Below are 19709 nucleotides of genomic sequence, written 5' to 3' on the forward strand. Positions count from 1 at the left end.
AAGGACCTCGACAATCCTCATTCTTGCTGGTCAGAGGCACTTTCTGCTTTCCTGACCACCTGCCGGACAGCCCGCTTCATGAAAGCGCGAGGTTAGCCCCACCAGCGAGAAGACCCCCAGCCGGATCCGGCTGGGGGTCTTCGTCATGGCTGGGGTGAGGCGAAGCGGCAGGTGGAACGGCGGATGAAAACGCCCGACCGCTGGCGACGGGGGATGCGCCAGCGGTCGGGCTGTGGCCAAGGCTAACAAGGCCGGGTGCGTGGCGGGGGACATTCACTGATCGCACGGGGGTTCGTACGAGAGGCGCGGCAGGTACTCGTGCCACTTCTCCTCGGTCAGTACGCCCCTCGTGGCCGAGCAGATGCGGTCGATGGCGTCGTCCACACCCAGGTCCCACAGCCTGACGGTGTCCGTGCCGCTGGACACCCCGAGCATGTGACTCACAGGGCTGAAGGACAGGAAGCTGCCGGTCTTGGCGTTGGGGCTCATCGACTCCCCGACGGCAGCCGCGTCGGCGGGCGTGTGGACGTCCCAGAGCCGGACCGTGTTGTCGTTGGCGCCGCTGGCCAGGGTGGCGCCGTCCTGGCGGTACGACAGTGACACCACCGAGTCGGTGTGGCCCGTGAGGGTGGCGACCGGCCGGGCCGTACCGTCGCCGACGTCCCAGAGCCGTACCGTGCCGTCGTCGCTGCCGCTGGCCAGCGTCTGGCCGTCCGGGCTGAAGGCGAGCGCGTTGACGGGTCCCAGGTGCCCTGTACGGGGCGTGCCGAGGGGGGAGGCGTGGTTGGGGTCGGTCACGTCCCAGAGCCGCACGGTGTCGTCCGCGCTGCCGCTGGCCAGCGTCTGGCCGTCCGGGCTGAAGGCGAGGGTGTTGACGTATCCCGTGTGGCCGGTGAGGGGCTCGCCGAGGGGGCGGGGGCGGGACGGGTCGGTGGTGTTCCACAGCTGGACGGTGCGGTCGTCGTAGGCCGTGGCAAGCGTGCGGCCGTCCGGGCCGAACGCCAGGGTGCCGGGGCCCGCGTAGCGGGTGCGCAGTGCCACGGGGGGCCCGTGGGCGGTGGGCAGGGCCGGGTCCGTGACGTTCCACAGCTGGACCGCGCGGCTTCCCGTCAGCACGGCGAGGGTGTCGCCGTCCGGGGAGAACACGAGCGACCGGACGTCGCCCTCCCCCGGTCTGAACGGTGCGCCCAGTGACACGGGCCGGCCGGGTTCGGTCACGTCCCACAGCCGGACCCTTCCGTCGCGCGCCGCCGTGGCCAGTACCTGCCCGTCCGGGCGGAACGCTCCGGTGCGGCCGTTCATGTCCGACGTCGGTATCGACCACAGGCGGACCTTGCTGTCTCCGCTGCCGGTGGCGAGGGTACGGCCGTCGGGGCTGAAACCCAGGGCGTACATCTCCCCGCTGCTTCCGGCGAGGGGCACACCGATCTCCGACGGGTGGGCGGGATCGTCGACGTTCCACAGGCTCGCCGTGCTGTCCGCGCTGGCCGCGGCGAGCATGTCTCCGTCGGGGCTGAAGGCCACCGACCAGATGGGGCCGGTGTGACCGGTCAGCGGTGAGCCGATCCGTGTCGCGCGGCCCGTGTCGGCCACGTTCCAGAGCCGGACGGTGTCGTCCGCGCTGCCACTGGCGAGCGTGCGTCCGTCGGGGCTGAAGGCCACGGAGTGCACCAGGCCGGTGTGACCGGTCAGCGGCGCGCCGGTCCGCTCCGGGCGACGCGGATCGGCCACGTCCCAGAGCCGGACCGTGTCGTCGTCGCCGCCGGCCGCCAGCGTGCGTCCGTCGGGGCTGAACGCCACCGAGCGCACCGCCGCGGTGGCGCCCGTCAGGGCGTCGAGCGCCTCCGGACGGCGCGGCTCGGTGACGTCCCACAGCCGTACGGCACGGTCGTCGTGGGCGGAGGCCAGGGTGCGGCCGTCCGGACTGAAGGCGAGCAGGTAGACGGTGCCGCCCCGGCCGGCCAGGGGAGCGCCGAGCGGGCGCGGGCGGCTGGGGTCGCCGATGTCCCAGAGCCGGATCGTGCCGTCGTCCGAGGCGCTGGCCAGGGTGCGGCCGTCCGGGCTGAACACCGCTGAGCTCACCCAGCTCGTGTGCCCGGTGAGGGTCTTGCCCAGCTGTGCCGGACGGGCGGGGTCCGACACGTCCCACAGCCGTACGGTCCGGTCGTAACTGGCCGTCGCCAGGATCCGTCCGTCGGGGCTGAAGGAGGTGAGGTACACGGCGCCCGTGTGGCCGAGCAGGGGCGTGGCCAGCGGCGCGTTCACGATCGAGAGCAGCCGGTTCCGCACGCCGTCGTCGTCCGGCCGCAGGCGGTGCGCCGCCAGGTCGAGCTGGGCCGACAGCGACGGGTCCGTGTACTGGACGCGGTCCGCCTCGGCGACCACCTGCTCGAACACCGCGTCGTTGCGCTGCTGCCACGCGATCACCGCGGAGCCGACCGCCAAGAGCGCCAGCACGACCAGCGCCGACACCGCGGCACGGCTGATCAGGACGGTGCGCCTGCGCAGCCTGACCGCGGCGGCCAGGAACTCCACCGCGCTCCGGGTCAGGAAGGTGCCGTCGTCCGACTCCGACCAGCCGCGGGCCTGCTCCAGGCGGGAGCCGCGGTAGAGCAGCGCGGCGTCCCGGTTCGACTCCTCCCAGGCCCGGCCGTCCTCCTCCAGCCGCTGGCGCAGCAGGTTGCCGGTGCGGTCCCGGTCGATCCACTCGCGCAGGCGGGGCCAGGCGTGGAGCAGCGCCTCGTGAGTGATCTCCACGGTGTCCGCGTCGAGTGTCACCAGCCGGGCGCGCACCAGTGCCTCCAGCGACTCCTCCGTCTTGCCGGGATCCCTCGACTCCTCCGCCAGCCGGCGCAGGGTGCCTCGCCGACGGGTGGCCTGGGTGTCCTCGCTCAGTCTGACGAGCCTGAGCAGGAGCAGCCGCGCGGCCGTGCGTGCCGCCGGGTCGAGTCCCGACCAGGCCCGCTCGGCGGTCGCCGCCACCGCTCCCTGGATCCCGCCGGCCGCGCGGTAGCCGGCCAGCGTCAGCCGGCCCGCCTTGCGGCGCTGCCAGGTGGCGAGCAGGGCGTGGGACAGGAGCGGCAGCACGCCCGCGTCGTGCGCTCCCCGCGGGCCGTCGGTGCTCACCTCCCGGATGATCAGCTCCGCCAGTCCCGGCTCGAGTTCCATGCCCACGGCCCTGGCCGGTCCGGTCAGCGCTTCGCGCAGCTCCGCGGTGGTCAGCGGCCCGAGCACCATGTGCCGGTGCTGCAGGGCGTCGGCCAGCTCGGGGTGGCGCAGGCACTGCTCGTAGAAGTCGGCGCGTATTCCGAGGGCGACGAGTACGGGCGCCGGTTCTCCCTGATCGCCGGGTACGCAGGCGGCCTGGAGGAGCCGGACGAAGGCGCGGCGGTCCGACTCGTCGGGACAGAGGGTGAAGATCTCCTCGAACTGGTCCACGATGACGACCGGACGGGCCGCCGGTGCCTGGTCTGTCGCCGGTACTCGGTCTGCCGCTGGTGCCTGGTCTGCCGTCGACACGTCGTTCGCTGCCGGCGTGTCGTTCGCTGCCGGCGTGTCGTCCGCTGCCGGCGTGTCGTCCGCCGTCGGCCGCTCGGTCGTCGACGCGTGTGCCCTGCCGAGGGCCCATGCCGTGAAGGCCTTCCTGGCCGCACGCGCGACTTCCGCAGCGCCCGGCTCCTCCTCCGTCGTCGCGTCCTTCGCCGCGGCGGAGGTGGATCCGGTGGATCCGGTGGCGCTGGTGGAGGCCGTGGACACGGTGGCGACGACGGGCGCGAGCTCGGGGATCCGGCGGGCCAGCTCGCCGAGCGGGTCGCCTCCCGGTACGAGCTGGAGTACTTTCCTCGGCCGGCCGGTCCCGTCGCCCTCGTTGTCTTTGTTGTCTTTGTTGCTCTCGTTGTCCCCGTCGTCCCCGTCGTCCAGCGCGCCGTGTCGCAGGGCAGGCACCAGACCGGCGTTCAGCAGAGACGATTTTCCAGCCCCCGAGGCGCCTACGAGCATGACCAGCCCGCCCGTGTCCCGCGCGGCGCGGAGCTGGTCGACGAGGGCGTCCGTGCTCCGCTTCCGCCCGAAGAACCAGCCGGCGTCCTGCTGGCGGTACGCGGCCAGCCCGCGGTAGGGGCAGACCCCGCCGGGCTCGGCCGGGGACTCGGCCGGGAGGCGTTCCTCGTCCGCGGCGGGCGGCACCGGGCGTTCGCCGGTCGGGTCGGCCACCGCGCGCTCCCACAGGCGCTGCCACTGGACCAGGTCGTACAGGCCCGCCGAGACCGGTACGGGGCGCGCGCGCCGGGCCTGGGGGACGAGGACGTGCAGCACCGCCGCGAGGGCGGGGAACTGGGCGGGTACGTTCCTGGCCCGCCGCCAGTCGCTGATCCGCTGTGCGGAGACCCGTACGGGCCGGCCTCGTTCGTCGACCCGCTGGAGCCGGGCGACCGCCTCGGACACGCGTTTGAGGGGAGGGTTGCCGGCCTCCCTGTACAGCAGTGCGAGACGTTCCGCGAAGGCCGTGCGTGCCCCTGAGTCGAAACCCAAGGTCTCCACTCCTTACTTCCCCCGCACCTGGACGTCCGGACCGGAAAACTCACTCTATATGCCTGACCTGCGGCTACGTCATGGTCGCGATGCCGGAACCTCCTCGGCGGCGACCGCAGATGGCAGGATCACGTCGCAGTCGCGAGTCGGCCGCCCGACACCCGGACAGGTCAGCGGCCCAGCGCCCGCGGGGCCACCCCGTGAGGCCGCACGTTCTCGGTCAGCTTTCGCCGGCACAGCCCTCACCGACCCGGTCCGGTACCGCGTACGACACGCCGCCGGCATGGTTCGGCAGCGGTCCCCACGAGGGGAGGGACCGGTGCCGGACCATGCCGGCGCGGACCGGTCCCCGAACCGTCGCCGGTCACCGGACCGCGAGACGCTGGACGATCTTCCGGCCGGCGGGCCGACAGGCGGGCCGACGGGACGGATTCAGCGCACCGGTCCGCGGGCAGGCAGGTCGTGATGGTTTCGAACCGACCGCCGCTGGAGTGCGTATGAGGATCTCCGTCGACCCCGAGCAGTGCTACGGCTCCGGTGACTGTGTCCACCGGGCCCCGTCCGTCTTCACCAAGGTGGACGGCCTCGGCGCCGTGATACCCGGACGTGAGAACGACGTCGACGTGCCACGGGTGCGCGAGGCGGCCGAGGGGTGCCCCTCCGCCGCGATCACCATCACGGGGGAGCACTGAGCATCCGAGGGGAATCGAGGACGTCAGCGCCTTCCGAACTGCTCGTCACGCTTGCCCGCGGATACGTGAGAAAGGCTCCGGGCTCGCTGCTCAAGGGTGCGGTCGCCGCGCGGTACCTGAGCCCGCGCCTGCGCGACCACCCCCGTCGACGGGTGGTCGACGCCAGGTTCGAGGTCGGGGCCGGGGCCGGGGGCGGGGCCGGGGCGGAGTTCGGAGCCAGGTTCGCCGTCGACACCCAGGACCTGATCCAGCGGTACATCTACATGTACGGCGTGTGGGAGCCGCACCTGATGCGATGGCTCGCGAGCCGGCTCCGGGCCGGCGACGTCCTCGTCGACGTCGGTGCGAACGTCGGCTTTCTGAGCGTCTACGGCTCCCGGCTGGTGGGGGCGACGGGCCGGGTGGTGGCGATCGAAGCGTCCCCCGCCTTCCACCGGCGGGTGCTCCAGCACGCCGGGATCAACGGGTGCGACAACATCCGTGCGGTCAACGCCGCGGTCTCGGACAGCCGCAGGACGCTCACCTTCGTCCTCGCGAGCTCACGGAACATGGGCGCGAACAGCATCGTGCCCTGGGACGGACCGGCGGAGTCCACCTTCGAGACGCAGGCGCGTCCGCTGCCCGAGATCCTCCAGCCGGACGAGATCGCGCGAGCGCGTGTGATCAAGATCGATGTGGAGGGCGCGGAAGGCGGTGTCGTGCGCGGGCTCGCCCCGATGCTCGACGAGCTCCGTCCCGACGCGGAGATCGCTGTGGAGGTGACGCCGGGGCGCATGGAGCGACTGGGCGATTCCGTCGACGAGCTGCTGGAGACGATGCGCGAGCACGGCTTCCACACCTACCGCCTGGCCAACGACTACGCGCCGCGCAGCTATCCCAGTGCCCTCCGCCGTCCCGAGCCCCCGGTGCGATGGCGCGGGCCGGTCACCACCGAGAGCGACCTGGTCTTCTCCCGGGTCGACGCCGAGACACTGATCTGACTCCGCCTGGCCGCCCGGCTCAGGGCCGGGGCCGGCGCCGCGAGCCTCACGCCCCGGCCGGGAAACGCCACCCGAGACAGGCCAGCGACCGTACCCTTGCCTCCACCACCGCCATCCGGGCGTCCCGTTCGGCGGGGTCCACATGGGCGGCCTGGCCGGTCACCTGACCGTCCCACTTGCGGTAGAGAAGGCCCACCGCTTCGGAGAACCAGCCCCGGCTCACGCAGTTGAGCGCCAGCAGCAGGCCGGTGTCCTCGGACGCGGGAAGGGCCATCCAGCCGCCGAGCGCGAGCAGCAGGTCGCGCCGGACCAGGAGGGTCGCCGGGTGGACCTGGGCGCGGAAGGAGTTCGCCCTCCAGAAGTCGAGCACCTGCCCGCGTTCGATCGGCCCGTGGTCCGGGTCGCCCGGAAAACCGGCCGTCGAACCGTCCGGCAGGAGGTCCAGTGCCCGGGACGTCGCCCATCCGAGCGTGGCGTCGGCCTCGAGGGCGGCCAGGTCGCGGGCCAGGGTGCCCGGCGGGAGCTGGTCGTCGGCGTCCAGGGTCTTCACGTACTCGCCGTCCGCGTGGGGCAGGGCCATCGTGCGGGTCACCCCGGGGCCGCCCCGCTGTCCCCGCCGTCCCTGCCGGAAGACGACGCGTGGGTCCTCGGGCACGTGCAGCAGCACGTCGTCCGTCCGCCCGTCCTCCTGGATCACCCAGCGCCACTCCCACCCGTCGGGCAGCTCCTGCGCGCACAACGAGGCGTGGGCCTCCGGCAGGAAGCGGGCCGAGGGGCCGTGGACGGCGGTGATGACGACGATGCGCCGGCTCACGGCAGCATTCCCACCTTTCCGGACGAGTGGTCCAGCGCGGCGGCCTCCGCCGGCTCACCGGTTCCGGGCCAGGCTACGGCTCTCGAAGAGGTCCGGAGGAGCGGGGTCGTCGCCGGCATGGCGGCGGCCCGGCTGCTCTGTCGAGCGGCCGGGCCGTTTCTCGCGTGTGGTGCTGTACGCAGATCGCCGTGACGTCGGGACCGGGCGCGGGCGGCGCGGCGGGTGCCGTGCGCGCGCCGGGCCGCTCAGCGCTGGAGAGGCGCCGTGTGCTGTGCGGCGGCGTGCTGGGCCGGGGACTCGGCGGGGTCGTCGCACAGGAGATCGGTGGCCGCGGGGGCGTCGGCGAGCGGGCGGTTGCGGCAGCTGGGGGCCTTGCCGTGGGCCTCGGCGCGGATGCGCTGTTTCATCGTGGGAGGCAGGGAGCCGGTACGTGACCAGGACCAGGGGACCGCCGTCGCGGGCGCCGCCTCGGATGAGGCGCTCTCGGCGTTGCTGTGCGTTCCGCTCTGCGGTACGGCCGCCGAGGCGGTCGTCGTGACGAGTCCGAGCGCCGTGCACAGCGCGAGGAAGGCGGTGACGATGGTGGTCCACAGCGTCAGGACCTTGTTCCGGGCCATGACCCCTCACTTTCGGGTTGGGCGATTTGCGTACTTTCCTCATGATGTGTATGAGCGCCGCGAAGTGGTGGACCAACGCTCGCGGCGCGTGGATGTTCAGATGAACACCACCCGGATGGGCGCAAGGAGTCGGAAAAGGTGCCCAGACGGGAGAGAGGCGGCCAAAGTGACCGTCCGTGGAGATGTGATCACCGTCCGATCAGAACGGCTTCGTCCGCTCTTATCGGGTTCTGGCGACGGTCAGTTGGCCGCCGACACAGGTAACCGATCGGTATCGGCCGGTGTGTATAGTCGGGCGCCAGAGGTCCCCTACGTCAAGGAAAGACGAGGTCGCGCGGTGAAGAAGCTTCTCCTGGTCGCACTGGCCGCCATCGGCGGGCTCCTCGTGTACCGCCAGATCCAGGCGGATCGCGCCGAGCAGGATCTGTGGACGGAGGCGACTGACTCCGTGCCCACGGGTTCGTGAGTACGACCGACATCCGGTCCTGAGCAGACCCCGGCCGTCATACGGTCGGGGTTTTGTGTTGCCCGGGTTCTGTTGCCGAGGTTGCGTCGCCGCGGTATCGCTGCCCGGATTCCACGCGGGGGCGCGGGAGTGCGGGGGCGCGCGGCAGGATGGGCCGCGGTCGGTCCGGGTGGCGGCGACAGCGCCGGTGAGCGCGAGGGGTGGCGGGTGATGGGTCGGTGGTGTACGGCTTGGGGGCGTGCCGGGTGGGGGCGTGCCGGGTGGGGGCGTGACCGGGCGTCGGTGTACGCGCGGATCGCATCCGCGCCCGCATCAGTGCCCGCGCCGCGCGCGCCCCTGCGTGGGACGCCCGTCCGGCTGCGTGGGACGCCCGCGCGGCTGGCCGTCGTGACAGCCGTGCTGGCCACGACCGCCGCTCTGCCCGGCGGCGGTGCGGCTCTCGCGGCCGATGAGTCCGTCGGCTACTCCTTCGCCGAGAACGCGCGGCGGATCGAGGGCGCGAGCGGCGCCTCGGACGCCGCACCGCTGCGACCCGGCGCCACGTACCGCAGCTCCCTGCCGAGAAACGGCACCCTCTACTACCGCCTCGAACTCGGCGCCGCCGCCCTGGACACCCACGTCTCCGTCACCGCCGTACCCGGCCCCGGCGGCGAGGTCACCGCGGTCGACGGCATCCGGGTCTCCTTACAGGACGCCGACGGCGGATCCTGCACCTCGGACAGCGCGACCTTCGGCGCCGCCCACAGCGCACGCCCGGTCACGGCCTGGGTCACGCGCGAGACCACCCCCGGCGGGACCCGGTGCCAGGACCCCGGCACCTACTACGTCACGGTCGAGCGCTCCCGGCCCCAGGACTCCCCGCCGAAGGCCTGGGACCTGGAACTCACCGCCGTCACCGAGCCCCATCCGAAGCAGCCCGGCGCCACCACCGCACCCGAGGCCTGGAACTCCGCGTCGCCCGAGCCTCCCACCGGCGAGCCGGAACGCCGCCCGGGCGGCGGCGGATTCGCCCACGCCACCACCGTCGGACAGGGTGCCTGGCGCGACGACATCCGGCCCGGACAGACCCTCTTCTACAAGGTGCCGGTCGACTGGGGCCGCCAGCTGTACGCGACCGCCGAACTCGGCGGCTCCGGCGACGCGTCCGGCTACGCCACCAGCGCCCTGCACCTGGCCCTCCACAACCCCGCGCGCGGCGAGGTCGACGACGCGGCCAAGGGCTACACCGGCCGCCAGACGACGGCCGGCCTGGCCCCCCTGCCGCCGGTCGCCTACGCCAACCGGTACGCCACCGACCGGCAGACCGGGGCGATGCGGTTCGCCGGCGACCACTACCTCGTGGTGCACCTCGCGGCCCAGGTGGCCGACGACTTCGGCGAGGGCCCTTTCGAGCTGACGCTGCGCGTACGGCTCGGGGGAACGGCGCAGGACGGCCCCGGGTACGCCGGGGAGTCCGAGCCGAAGGGCGTCTTCGAGGTCACGGCCCAGGAACGGGCGGCCGCGCCGGAAGAGGGCGGAGCCGCAGGTGACGACCTCGCGATGAAGGCGGTCGCCGTGGGCGGGATCGGTACCGGCAGCCTGCTGCTCGTGGGCCTGGGCGTGTGGACGGTGGCGGCACGACGCCGGCCCGGCAGGACGAGCTGACAAAGGCCCGGCCCGGTCGCCCCGGCGCAGCCGCGGATCAGATCCGGGTCAGGGCCCAGAAGCCCACGGCGTAGCAGGCCAGCGCGAGGAGCAGGAGCGGTACGGCCACCCTGGCCGGAGGCCCGGGACGGCGCCGTCGCCGTGCCGCGCGGTGCTGCCGGTACGCCTGGGCAGGAGGGGCCGTTCGCGGGCTCCGCGCGGTGTACGAGGCGGTGGGCACGTCGACGCGCTGCTGCGGGGGCGGCGACGTCAGGGCCTGAGCGGGAGGCGGGGGGTACGGGGGCTGGTACTGCGGGCCTCCTTGGAAGGCCGGGGCCTGTGCGTGCGGTTGCGCACCGGATACCGGCGGGGAGGCGACGTCCACCTGCGGGGGCGGCAGGTGGAAACTGCCGGTCTCCGACATGCCGGCCGGCCGAGCGGACCCGGGGAACGACGCCGCCGGCGCACCGTCCGGGGCGGGCGAGGCCCCGCCCGGCCTCGACGGAACCCCGGCCGGGCCGGGCGGCGTGCCCGCGGGGGCGTGCGGAGTCGGGTGCGGAACGGACGGTGTGGGCGCAGGGGCGGGCGGGGCCCCGTCCGCGCCGGCAGGGCTGGGCGGCGTACTGCCCGGGAACGACGGCGTGCCGTCCGGGAACGACGGCGTGCCGTCCGGAAGCGACGGCGTACCGTCCGATGACGACTGCGCGCCACGCGGGAACGAAAGCGCGCCGCCCGGGAGCGATGACGTACCGCCCGGGACCGCTGACGGCCGCCGCGAGGTCGGCGGCGTGCCGCCCGGGGGCGCTTCCGGACCGGACGAGCCGGACGGCGCGGTCGAACTGGATGAGCCGGACGGACCGGACCAGCCGGAAGAGGCGGACGGGCCGGAAGAGGCGAACGGGCCGGAAGAAGCAGAGGAGGCGGACGGGCCGGACCAGCCGGACGGCCGGCGTGGGTCTGTCGGGGCGTCGTCCACCCCCGACGCCCGCTTGAGGGGCCCGTCGGGTCCGAATCCCGAGGGCAACGGGCCGATCTGGTCGAAGATCTCGATCAGTTCGTCGTCGGGCCCGGGCTCCGGCAAAAGCTCCACCGCCGAGGCCAGCGCCTTGCGTGCCCCCGTCGCCGTGCGGAACCTCGCGGGCGGGTCCGGCTGAACCAACGTCGCCACGACCTGCCACAGCGGCTCGGGAACCCCCTGCGGAGCGGGCGGCGTCCCGTGCTCGGCGAAGTACCGCACCAGCGCCTTGGCGTCCGGCTTGGCCCCCTCCAGCAGGTACAGGGCGACCAGGCCCGTCGCGAAGAGGTCCGCGGGGAAGTCCGGTTCCGCGCCCATCATCTGCTCCGGCGCCAGGTAACCCGGCGTCCCCACCACGAGGTTGGTCTCCGTCAGCCGGGGCTCACCCAGCCGCATCGCGATGCCGAAGTCGGACAGCCGCAGCCGGGGCCGGCCCGTCCCGGTCGCCTCGAGCAGCAGGTTGGCGGGCTTGATGTCACGGTGTACGACCCCCTCGGCATGCACCGCGGCCAGGCCCGACAGCAGCTGGTCGAGGAGTGTGCAGACGAAGGCGGGCGGCAGGGGGCCGTAGTCCCCGACCAGGTGGACGAGCGAACCGCCCGCGACCAGGTCCATGGTGAACAGGACCTTGTCGTCGTCGGCGGCCCAGCTCGCGGGCGCGAGCACATGGGGGTGATCGATCCGCATCGCCTGCTCACGCACGAACCGCAGCAGCGAGTGCGCGTCCCGCTGCTGGAGCACCTTGGCGGCCACATACCGCCGGCGGCGGTGGTCCCAGGCACGCCAGACGGCACCGACTCCGCCGCGGCCGATCGGGTCGACCAGCTCGTACCTGCCCGCGAACACCTCACCCATGGCTGTGCGCCGCTCCTCCCCTGGAACCTGTCGCGCCACTTGCGAGGTCCGGCCGCCGCCCCTCCCGGCGACCGGACCCGGGATCAGTTCTGGTGGGACTGGTAGTGCGCCACCGCGTCCGAGGTGCGGCCCGCGCCGTACACCCGCAGGAACTCAGCCAGTTCCGGGTGGGAGGGCGACAGGGCGTCCGCCGCGTCGATGATGTCCCCGGCGGCGGCCACCGAGCGCAGCAGCGACTGGATCTCGCGGACCACCCGCTTGACCGTGGGCGCCCCCGAACTGCTCGTGGTCGTCGTGGTGTTGCTGAGTACCGAGCCCCCCTGCGACTTCTTGATCTCGTCCATGCGCTCCGTCGCCTCGGCCGCGCTCACGCTGCCGTCCGCGACCTGCCCCGCCAGGTCCTGCAGCAGCTGCACCCGCTGCACCACCGCGGGATTGCCGATCTTCGCCCGCTGGCCGCTCATCAGCTGCGACAGCATCGGCGCGGACAGCCCCAGCACCCCTGCGAGACGAGCCTGGTTGAGACCAAGATCGTCGATGAGCCTACGGAAGAGCGCCCCCAGCGGCTCCCCGTACCAGTTCCGCTGCAGTTCCCGCGCTCTTGCGGTGGCTTCCTGCTGTGCGGCGTCCATTGCGTCTCCCCATCGCTTCCCCAAAAACCGCAGTTCGCTCCAGCGAACCACGCCGAGCATCTTACGGAGCGTGGTGTTTCCCCGGGACCCCCAATCATTTGTGAGATACGGGGGGCGACCCGGTACTCTTGTCTGCGGCACCCGTCGGTACGCGGTATACCGGTCGGATGCCTCTCAAGGGGCCTTAGCTCAGTTGGTAGAGCGCTGTCTTTGCATGGCAGATGTCAGGGGTTCGACTCCCCTAGGCTCCACCGCAGGTCAGACGCCCTCCGGGACACTTCCCGGAGGGCGTCCGCGCGTTTCGGCGCAGCCCGGAACACGGCACCCGCCGCCACCCCGCGGCCCGGTCACCGGTCACAGACCGGGCCCGAGAAGTGACGGGTGACACCCGGCCGTCCGCCTCGGACGACACACGCCGGCATGATCGGCAACCGCCTCAGCAGGGAAGGAAGTTGATGCGACCGCGTCCCCGGACACCGTCTCCGGACCGCACGACCCGAGCAGCCGCGGCCCCACGGCGTGCACCGACCCCCCAGGGCCCCGTCGAGCACCCCGGGGGAGCTGTCTGCTCTTGATATCGTCACCCAACAGGGCACCAGCGCCACACCCCTGCGGGGCGGTGCCACGTGGCACATCGCCGTCGCAGCCGACCGGCCGCTGCCGACGAGGTGGAAGGGGTAGACCATGCGGGCGAAGGTACGGGCCGCTCTCGACGCGATCTATATGAAGCGCCTGGTCAGAGAGTTGGAGGGCCGCCAGCGCCCACAGCACATCGGCATCATGCTCGACGGCAACCGCCGGTGGGCCAAGATGTCGGGCATCGACGACCCCCGAGAGGGCTACCGGGCCGGCGGGGCGAAGGTGCAGGACTTCCTGCGCTGGTGCGACTCCGCGCGGATCGAGCACGTCACCCTGTTCATGCTCTCCGACGACAACCTCCGTCGCCCCGAGGAACAGCTGACCCCTCTCATCGACATCATCGCCGAGGTCGTCGAACAACTGGCCGCACCGGGCAACCCCTGGCCCGTCGAAGCCGTCGGCGCACTGGACCTGCTGCCCGCCGAGTCCGCGAGCCGCCTCAAGACCGCCACCGCCGCCACCCAGGGCCGCCAAGGCGGCACCAAGGTCGACGTCGCCGTCGGCTACGGAGGCCGCCGGGAGATCGTCGACGCCGTACGGTCCGCCCTGACCGAGCACAGCTCACAGGGCGGCGACATCGACGAGTTCATCGAGACCTTCACCATGGAGCACATCTCCAAGCACCTGTACTCCAAGACCCGGTCCGAGTCCGACCTCATCATCCGCACCTCCGGCGAACAGCGGCTCTCCGGATTCCTCCTCTGGCAGTCCGCCTACGCCGAGGTCCACTTCTGCGAGACCTACTGGCCGGACTTCCGCGAGATCGACTTCCTGCGCGCCCTGCGCTCCTACTCCCTGCGCGAACGCCGCTACGGCCGCTGAGCCAAGTTTCACGTGAAACATCGCCGCGGGGCGGAAGACCCTCAAGTCTTCCGCCCCGCGGCGATGTGAATTCCGGCCTGCGCCGACGAAGCTCAGCGGGGCTCCTCGCCCTCCGCCTCCTCCTGCGCCTGCTTGGCCTGCACCTCCGGGTCGAGAAGCGCCTCACCTGTGCCGTCCACCGACGTCAGCCGCCCCGACTCGGCAACCTCCGTCGCCTCCGGAGGCTCCACCAACCAGTCCGGGTTCGCCTGCTTGTCCCACCACTTCCAGGCAGCGAACGCACCACCCGCGACCACCCCCGCCACCGCCAGCACCCTGGCGATACGTCCAGCCCTCGCCCGACGCCGATGCCGGCGCGTAAGCCGCTCGATCTCCTTGGCCGTCACCTGACCCCGCAGCGCGGCCAACGCGGCAGCACCCCGGGCAGCGGCCTCGTCCCTGACGGGTCCGGCCGCGGCCACCGCCTGCTCGATCCTCGGCCGGGAGTAGTCGGCCGCCTGCCGGGCAGCCAGTCGCGCACGGACGGCCGCCTCCTGAGCGGCCGCGTCCATCTTCGGCGGCACATGCGTACGGGCCTGATCCAGCCGCGGCGCGACATGCACCCCGTACTGGAGACGGGCCTGGCACGCGGCCTGCGACACCTTGGGCGCCAGCCGTCCGCGCGCCTCCTGTGCATAGTGAGCGGCCCTGTCCTTGGCCGTGTCGGCGTAGGGCGCCACCACTTCCGCGGCGTGCAGCACGCTGTCCTTCGCCGAACCGGTCGCGGCGCGCACGCTGTCGATGCGGGTCACGGGTTCCTCCTCCTCGGTGGCGTACGGTAATTCGACTTTCCACCCTTTTACGGATCATGCCTGCGGACGTGCTGCCAGGCATGTGAGGGCGGGCATCCGGGTCACCGAAGGTGTCTTCGGGACCTCTGGGGCAAGCGATGACGAAGTTGCGAACAAGAGCAGATCAACATCGATAACGGATGAATACCGGGCAACGAGAGCTCGTCGACGACAATGCCACGGATCGCCGCCCCGCGCTCGTGACCCAGCGGCATGAGCGACCTGCGCACCCCCGACCGTGCGAGGATCGAAGCGCACGAAAAGACGACGGAAGGCACACCGTGGCCGAGCAGCTCTACGCCACCCTGAAGACCAGCCAAGGCCACATCGAGATCCGGCTGCTGCCGAACCACGCCCCCAAGACGGTCAGGAACTTCGTCGAACTCGCCCAGGGCGAGCGGGAGTGGACCCACCCCGCCACCGGCGAGAAGTCCACCGGCAGGCTCTACGACGGCACGGTCTTCCACCGGGTCCTCAGCGGCTTCATGATCCAGGGCGGCGACCCCCTGGGCAACGGCACCGGCGACCCCGGCTACCAGTTCGAGGACGAGTTCCACCCCGACCTCGCCTTCGACAAGCCCTACCTGCTGGCCATGGCCAACGCCGGCCCCGGCACCAACGGCTCGCAGTTCTTCATCACCGTCTCCCCGACGACATGGCTGAACCGCAAGCACACGATCTTCGGTGAGGTGACCGACGCGGCCAGCCAGAAGGTCGTCGACACCATCGCCACCACCCAGACCAACCCCCGCACCGACCGCCCCGTCAACGACGTCGTCATCGAATTCGTCGCCGTCGAGACCCGCGACGACTGACCCGTCCGCCCACAGGGCAGGAACCAAACGCCCCGCCCATCCGTAAAGACGGGCGGGGCGGTGCATTTGCCCACACCGCTCGCAGGACGACCGAGGGGACGCCATGGACCACGCGGCAGCCGGCTCACCGGACGCCCAGAAACCGCCCGGCTGCTACCGCCACCCCGACCGCGAGACGGGCATCAGCTGCACCCGCTGCGAACGCCCCATCTGCCCCGACTGCATGGTCAACGCCTCCGTCGGCTTCCACTGCCCCGACTGCGCCACCGGCCGCACCGGCATCGGAACCGGGCCCGCCCCCGCCGCCTCCAGACCCCGCACCCTCGCGGGCGGGACCATCGCCGCCGACCCCCACCTCCTCACCAAGATCCTCATCGGGATCAACGCGGCGGTCTTCATCGCCGTCCACGCCCTGTCGTCGTCGTTCCTCGGTGACATGGTCCTCATCGGGCGATGGCCCCCCGTCCCCTTCGTCGCCACCGAAGGCGTCGCCGAGGGCGAGTGGTACCGCCTGGTGACCACGATGTTCACCCACCAGGAAATCTGGCACATCGGCTTCAACATGCTCAGCCTCTGGTTCCTCGGCGGCCCCCTGGAAGCGGCCCTCGGCAGAGCCCGCTACCTCACGCTCTACCTCGTCTCCGGCCTGGCCGGCAGCGCCCTCACCTACCTGCTGGCCTCACCCACCACGGCCACCCTCGGCGCCTCGGGCGCGGTCTTCGGCCTCTTCGGCGCCACCGCGGCCCTCGTCCGCCGCCTCAACGCGGACATGCGGCCGATCGTCATCCTGCTGGCGATCAACCTGGTCTTCACCTTCACCTGGGCCAACATCGCCTGGCAGGCCCACGTCGGCGGCCTCGTCGCGGGCGCCGCGATCGGCTACGCGATGCTCCACGCCCCGCGCGATCGGCGGACGCTCGTGCAGTACGGCACCTGCGCGCTGGTCCTCGTGGCCGTCGTCGGGCTGACCCTGCTGAGGACCGCCCAGCTCACCTGAGCACCCGTTGTCCACAGTAGGTGCCCGATCTTGTGCACAGTGTGCGGGAACAGATGTGCCCCCTGTCACTGACCTTCGTTTCCGCAGGTCAGGCAGGGGGCGAACATGTTTTCGAGTACCGGTACTTCCGTCACACCGGCGTCAACCGCCGACGGGTTATCCACAGATCGTCTTTCTTTTCCCCATGTGGATAACTCCTGTGGATAACCCAGTGGATAGCCCTGGGCAGAGCTACCGCCGAGTTACCGCGGAGCTACTTCCACTGCGTCGAGACACCGAATCCGGCCGCGATGAAACCGAAGCCCACCACGATGTTCCAGTTGCCCAGCGCGTCGATGGGAAGTGAACCGTCGGTGACGTAGAAGACGACGATCCAGGCGAGACCGATGACGAACATGGCCAGCATGACGGGCGCGACCCAGCTGCGGCTGGTCAGCTTGATGCTGGTCGCCTGCTTCGAGGGCGGCGGCGTGTAGTCGGCCTTCTTGCGGATACGTGACTTCGGCACGAGGGTCTCTCCTGTCGATGCGCTGCGTGGCCGCGCAGGGAACGGGGTCGGGGACTTGAAGCGCTCCCCCGGGCGTCCGTTAGCGTAGTGCTTCCGTGGCGCCGAAGGAGATAAGGGTACGTTGAGCAATTCTGCCGACTCCTCCGGGACCGAATCCAGTCCTGTCCACAAACGCCGTTTTCGGCCGGTGCGGGTACTCACGGCAGCCGTCTTCGCGCTCGCGGGCCTCATTTTCTTCACCAGCTTCAATACCGCCAAGGGCACCAATATCCGCACGGATGCCTCTTTGCTCAAGTTGTCCGATCTCATCCACGAGCGGAGCCGGGAGAACGGTCAGCTGGAGGAGTCCAACGCGGCCCTGAGGGACGACGTCGACGCGCTCGCCGAGCGCGACAACGGGAGTACGAAGGCGGAGGCGGACAGACTCGCCGGGCTGGAGAAGAAGGCGGGCACGCAGAAGCTGAAGGGCGAGTCGATCTCGGTCACGCTCGACGACGCCCCGCCGGACGCCACCGCCAAGCTCCCCGGCTACCCGGAGCCCGAGCCCGACTACCTGGTGATCCACCAGCAGGATCTGCAGGCCGTGGTGAACGCGCTGTGGCAGGGCGGGGCGGAGGGGATCAAGGTCATGGACCAGCGGCTGATCTCCACCAGCGCGGTGCGCTGCGTGGGCAACACGCTGATCCTGCAGGGACGGGTCTACTCGCCGCCGTACAAGATCCAGGCGGTCGGTGATCCGGAGCGGCTGAAGGAGGCGCTGGCGGCGTCGCCGACGATCCAGAACTACATGGTGTACGTCAACGTCTACGGGCTCGGCTGGAAGGTCGAGGACGAGGGGCGGGTGACGCTGCCGGGCTACTCGGGAACCGCGGACCTGCACTATGCCCGGCCTGTGGATTGACGCCGTTGTGGAGGGCCCCGCGCCGTTAGTCTGGTGCCGTACGGCGTGATTCCGGCGCCGTGGTGCGACGGAAGGGACGGCATGTACGGCTGGATCTGGCGGCATCTGCCGGGGAACGCGTGGGTGAAGGCGCTGCTCTCCCTCGTGCTGGCGGTGGCCGTGGTCTACGTCCTGTTCCAGTACGTCTTCCCGTGGGCCGAACCGCTGCTTCCCTTCAACGATGTGACGGTGGACAACCAGTGAGCGCGCGCATCCTCGTCGTCGACAACTACGACAGCTTCGTCTTCAACCTGGTGCAGTACCTGTACCAGCTGGGCGCCGAGTGCGAGGTGCTGCGCAACGACGAGGTGTCGACGGCGCACGCCCAGGACGGTTTCGACGGCGTACTGCTCTCTCCGGGGCCGGGTACGCCGGAGCAGGCGGGCGTGTGCGTCGAGATGGTGCGGCACTGCGCGGCGACCGGGGTGCCGGTCTTCGGGGTCTGCCTCGGTATGCAGTCGATGCAGGTGGCGTACGGGGGTGTGGTGGACCGGGCGCCGGAGCTGCTGCACGGCAAGACCTCGCCGGTCGAGCACGGGGGGAAGGGCGTCTTCGCGGGTCTGCCCTCGCCCTTCACGGCGACGCGGTACCACTCGCTGGCGGCGGAGCCGGCCACGGTTCCGGCGGAGCTGGAGGTGACGGCCCGTACCCCGGACGGGATCGTGATGGGGCTGCGCCACCGGGAACTGCCGGTCGAGGGTGTGCAGTTCCATCCGGAGTCGGTGCTGACCGAGCACGGGCACCGGATGCTGGCCAACTGGCTGGTGGAGTGCGGCGACCAGGGCGCGGTGGCGAGGTCGGCGGGGCTCGCCCCGGTGGTGGGCAGGGCCACGGCGTGACCGCACTGCGCCCCGAGCGCGATTCCGGCGCGGCCGGTGACCAGGGATCCTCGTACGGGCAGCCGTACGGGGATTCCGGTGCGTTCGGGGACGGTTGGTACGAGGACTTCGCCTCCGGGGACCTCTCTTCCGGCGACTTCGCTTCTGGCGACTTCGCTTCGGAGGGGGCGTACCGGCCGGTCGTCGAGGACGACGAGACGGTGGCGCTGCGGGTTCCGGAGCCGCCGCGGGAGCGAGTGGGGCCCGCCGCTTCTGCGGACGTGCCCGTCGGTGGGGGGCGCGCGGCCCGCAGGAAGGCCGCGAAACGGCGTCATGGGCGCCGTGGGGCCTCGCGGGGGCCGTCGGCGGTGCCGGAGCCGGAGGAGGAGCCGAAAGCGCCTCTGTCGCGCGTCGAGGCGCGTCGGCAGGCTCGTGCGCGCAAGCCGGGGGCGGCCGTGATCGCGAGCCGGGCGATCGGTGAGGTCTTCATCACGTCCGGTGTGCTGATGCTGCTGTTCGTCACGTACCAGTTGTGGTGGACGAACGTGCGGGCGCAGGCGCAGGCGGACAAGGCGGCGAGCAGCCTCCAGGAGGACTGGGCGAACGGCAAGCGGAATCCGGGGGTCTTCGAGCCGGGGCAGGGTTTCGCGCTGCTGCACATTCCCGAGCTGGACGTGGTGGTGCCGATCGCGGAGGGCATCGACGACGAGAAGGTGCTGGACCGGGGGATGGTCGGGCACTATGCCGAGGGCGCGCTGAAGACGGCGATGCCGGACGCGGAGACGGGCAACTTCGGGCTGGCGGGGCATCGCAACACGCATGGGGAGCCGTTCCGGTACATCAACAAGCTGAGTCCGGGCGATCCGATCGTCGTGGAGACTCAGGACAGGTACTTCGTGTACAAGATGGCGTCGATCCTGCCGGTGACGTCGCCGAGCAACATCAGCGTTCTCGATCCGGTGCCGAAGCAGTCGGGGTTCAAGGAGTCGGGCCGGTACATCACGCTCACCACCTGCACGCCGGAGTTCACCAGTAAGTACCGGATGATCGTCTGGGGCAAGATGGTCGAGGAACGGCCGCGCAGCAAGGGCAAGCCGGATGCGCTCGTCAGTTAAG

General features: G+C 71.5%; 18 protein-coding genes and 1 tRNA gene. 12 read left to right on the forward strand and 7 right to left on the reverse strand.

The genetic code is table 11. From position 1 onward, the window contains the following. Window positions 1-273 precede the first annotated feature (273 nt). Window positions 274-4539, reverse strand: coding sequence for a hypothetical protein (locus tag ACH4NX_RS24520; protein ID WP_398128784.1), 4266 nt, complete (start codon window positions 4537-4539; stop codon window positions 274-276). A 488-nt stretch (window positions 4540-5027) separates the two neighbouring features. Here ACH4NX_RS24520 and ACH4NX_RS24525 point away from each other — a divergent pair, with 488 nt between their 5' ends. After that, the gene (locus tag ACH4NX_RS24525; RefSeq protein WP_351387575.1) at window positions 5028-5222 is read left to right on the forward strand and encodes a ferredoxin; all 195 of its coding nucleotides are present in this window, start codon (window positions 5028-5030) and stop codon (window positions 5220-5222) included. A gap of 65 nt (window positions 5223-5287) precedes the next feature. After that, on the forward strand, window positions 5288-6202 hold the full coding sequence (locus ACH4NX_RS24530; RefSeq protein ID WP_398128783.1) for an FkbM family methyltransferase: 915 nt from the start codon (window positions 5288-5290) through the stop codon (window positions 6200-6202). 46 nt (window positions 6203-6248) lie between these two features. Here ACH4NX_RS24530 and ACH4NX_RS24535 read toward each other — a convergent pair whose 3' ends face one another. Together ACH4NX_RS24535 and ACH4NX_RS24540 are read right to left on the reverse strand one after the other, a co-directional pair. After that, on the reverse strand, window positions 6249-7016 hold the full coding sequence (locus ACH4NX_RS24535) for a glycosyltransferase family 2 protein (protein ID WP_398128782.1): 768 nt from the start codon (window positions 7014-7016) through the stop codon (window positions 6249-6251). A gap of 245 nt (window positions 7017-7261) precedes the next feature. Then, a complete protein-coding gene (locus ACH4NX_RS24540) occupies window positions 7262-7633 on the reverse strand; it encodes a DUF6344 domain-containing protein (protein WP_351387567.1) in 372 nt (123 codons plus the stop codon). 337 nt (window positions 7634-7970) lie between these two features. Between ACH4NX_RS24540 and ACH4NX_RS24545 the strand changes: the two genes are divergently transcribed. Next, entirely contained in the window at window positions 7971-8099 is a 129-nt protein-coding gene (locus ACH4NX_RS24545; RefSeq protein ID WP_003999697.1) for a DLW-39 family protein, read from the forward strand. Window positions 8100-8309: 210 nt separating this feature from the next. After that, window positions 8310-9743, forward strand: a complete 1434-nt coding sequence (locus tag ACH4NX_RS24550; RefSeq protein ID WP_398128781.1) for a hypothetical protein — start codon at window positions 8310-8312, stop codon at window positions 9741-9743. Between the two features lie 37 nt (window positions 9744-9780). On the opposite strand, the gene ACH4NX_RS24555 is transcribed toward ACH4NX_RS24550, so the two are convergent. Continuing rightward, the gene (locus ACH4NX_RS24555; RefSeq protein WP_398128780.1) at window positions 9781-11592 is read right to left on the reverse strand and encodes a protein kinase; all 1812 of its coding nucleotides are present in this window, start codon (window positions 11590-11592) and stop codon (window positions 9781-9783) included. A gap of 83 nt (window positions 11593-11675) precedes the next feature. After that, window positions 11676-12224 (reverse strand): DNA-binding protein, encoded by a 549-nt coding sequence (locus ACH4NX_RS24560; protein ID WP_279564427.1) that lies wholly within the window; start codon window positions 12222-12224, stop codon window positions 11676-11678. 178 nt (window positions 12225-12402) lie between these two features. On the opposite strand from ACH4NX_RS24560, the gene ACH4NX_RS24565 reads away from it, so the two are divergent. Then, a tRNA-Ala gene (locus tag ACH4NX_RS24565) sits at window positions 12403-12475 on the forward strand. A 433-nt stretch (window positions 12476-12908) separates the two neighbouring features. Then, window positions 12909-13685, forward strand: coding sequence for an isoprenyl transferase (locus tag ACH4NX_RS24570; protein ID WP_351387561.1), 777 nt, complete (start codon window positions 12909-12911; stop codon window positions 13683-13685). 92 nt (window positions 13686-13777) lie between these two features. On the opposite strand, the gene ACH4NX_RS24575 is transcribed toward ACH4NX_RS24570, so the two are convergent. Continuing rightward, window positions 13778-14476: a DUF5324 family protein gene (locus ACH4NX_RS24575; protein ID WP_351387558.1), complete on the reverse strand. Its 699-nt coding sequence runs from the start codon at window positions 14474-14476 to the stop codon at window positions 13778-13780. A gap of 320 nt (window positions 14477-14796) precedes the next feature. Between ACH4NX_RS24575 and ACH4NX_RS24580 the strand changes: the two genes are divergently transcribed. Continuing rightward, on the forward strand, window positions 14797-15330 hold the full coding sequence (locus tag ACH4NX_RS24580; protein ID WP_398128779.1) for a peptidylprolyl isomerase: 534 nt from the start codon (window positions 14797-14799) through the stop codon (window positions 15328-15330). A 103-nt stretch (window positions 15331-15433) separates the two neighbouring features. After that, on the forward strand, window positions 15434-16327 hold the full coding sequence (locus ACH4NX_RS24585; protein WP_351387553.1) for a rhomboid family intramembrane serine protease: 894 nt from the start codon (window positions 15434-15436) through the stop codon (window positions 16325-16327). A gap of 253 nt (window positions 16328-16580) precedes the next feature. Here ACH4NX_RS24585 and crgA read toward each other — a convergent pair whose 3' ends face one another. Next, window positions 16581-16835, reverse strand: coding sequence for a cell division protein CrgA (gene crgA / locus ACH4NX_RS24590; RefSeq protein WP_121748040.1), 255 nt, complete (start codon window positions 16833-16835; stop codon window positions 16581-16583). Window positions 16836-16956: 121 nt separating this feature from the next. Between crgA and ACH4NX_RS24595 the strand changes: the two genes are divergently transcribed. The 4 genes from ACH4NX_RS24595 to ACH4NX_RS24610 all read left to right on the forward strand — a co-directional run bounded on the left by ACH4NX_RS24595 (window position 16957) and on the right by ACH4NX_RS24610 (window position 19708). Next, the gene (locus ACH4NX_RS24595; protein ID WP_351387550.1) at window positions 16957-17736 is read left to right on the forward strand and encodes a DUF881 domain-containing protein; all 780 of its coding nucleotides are present in this window, start codon (window positions 16957-16959) and stop codon (window positions 17734-17736) included. 81 nt (window positions 17737-17817) lie between these two features. Continuing rightward, window positions 17818-17979: a hypothetical protein gene (locus ACH4NX_RS24600; protein WP_043382636.1), complete on the forward strand. Its 162-nt coding sequence runs from the start codon at window positions 17818-17820 to the stop codon at window positions 17977-17979. Further along, complete coding sequence (locus ACH4NX_RS24605) at window positions 17976-18614, forward strand: aminodeoxychorismate/anthranilate synthase component II (RefSeq protein WP_351387545.1); 639 nt, start codon at window positions 17976-17978, stop codon at window positions 18612-18614. The genes ACH4NX_RS24600 and ACH4NX_RS24605 overlap by 4 nt, the downstream gene beginning before the upstream one ends. Further along, entirely contained in the window at window positions 18611-19708 is a 1098-nt protein-coding gene (locus ACH4NX_RS24610) for a class E sortase (protein WP_398128778.1), read from the forward strand. The genes ACH4NX_RS24605 and ACH4NX_RS24610 overlap by 4 nt, the downstream gene beginning before the upstream one ends. Window position 19709: the final 1 nt, after the last annotated feature.

Source organism: Streptomyces sp. NPDC017225, assembly GCF_044331465.1.
Taxonomy (GTDB): domain Bacteria; phylum Actinomycetota; class Actinomycetes; order Streptomycetales; family Streptomycetaceae; genus Streptomyces.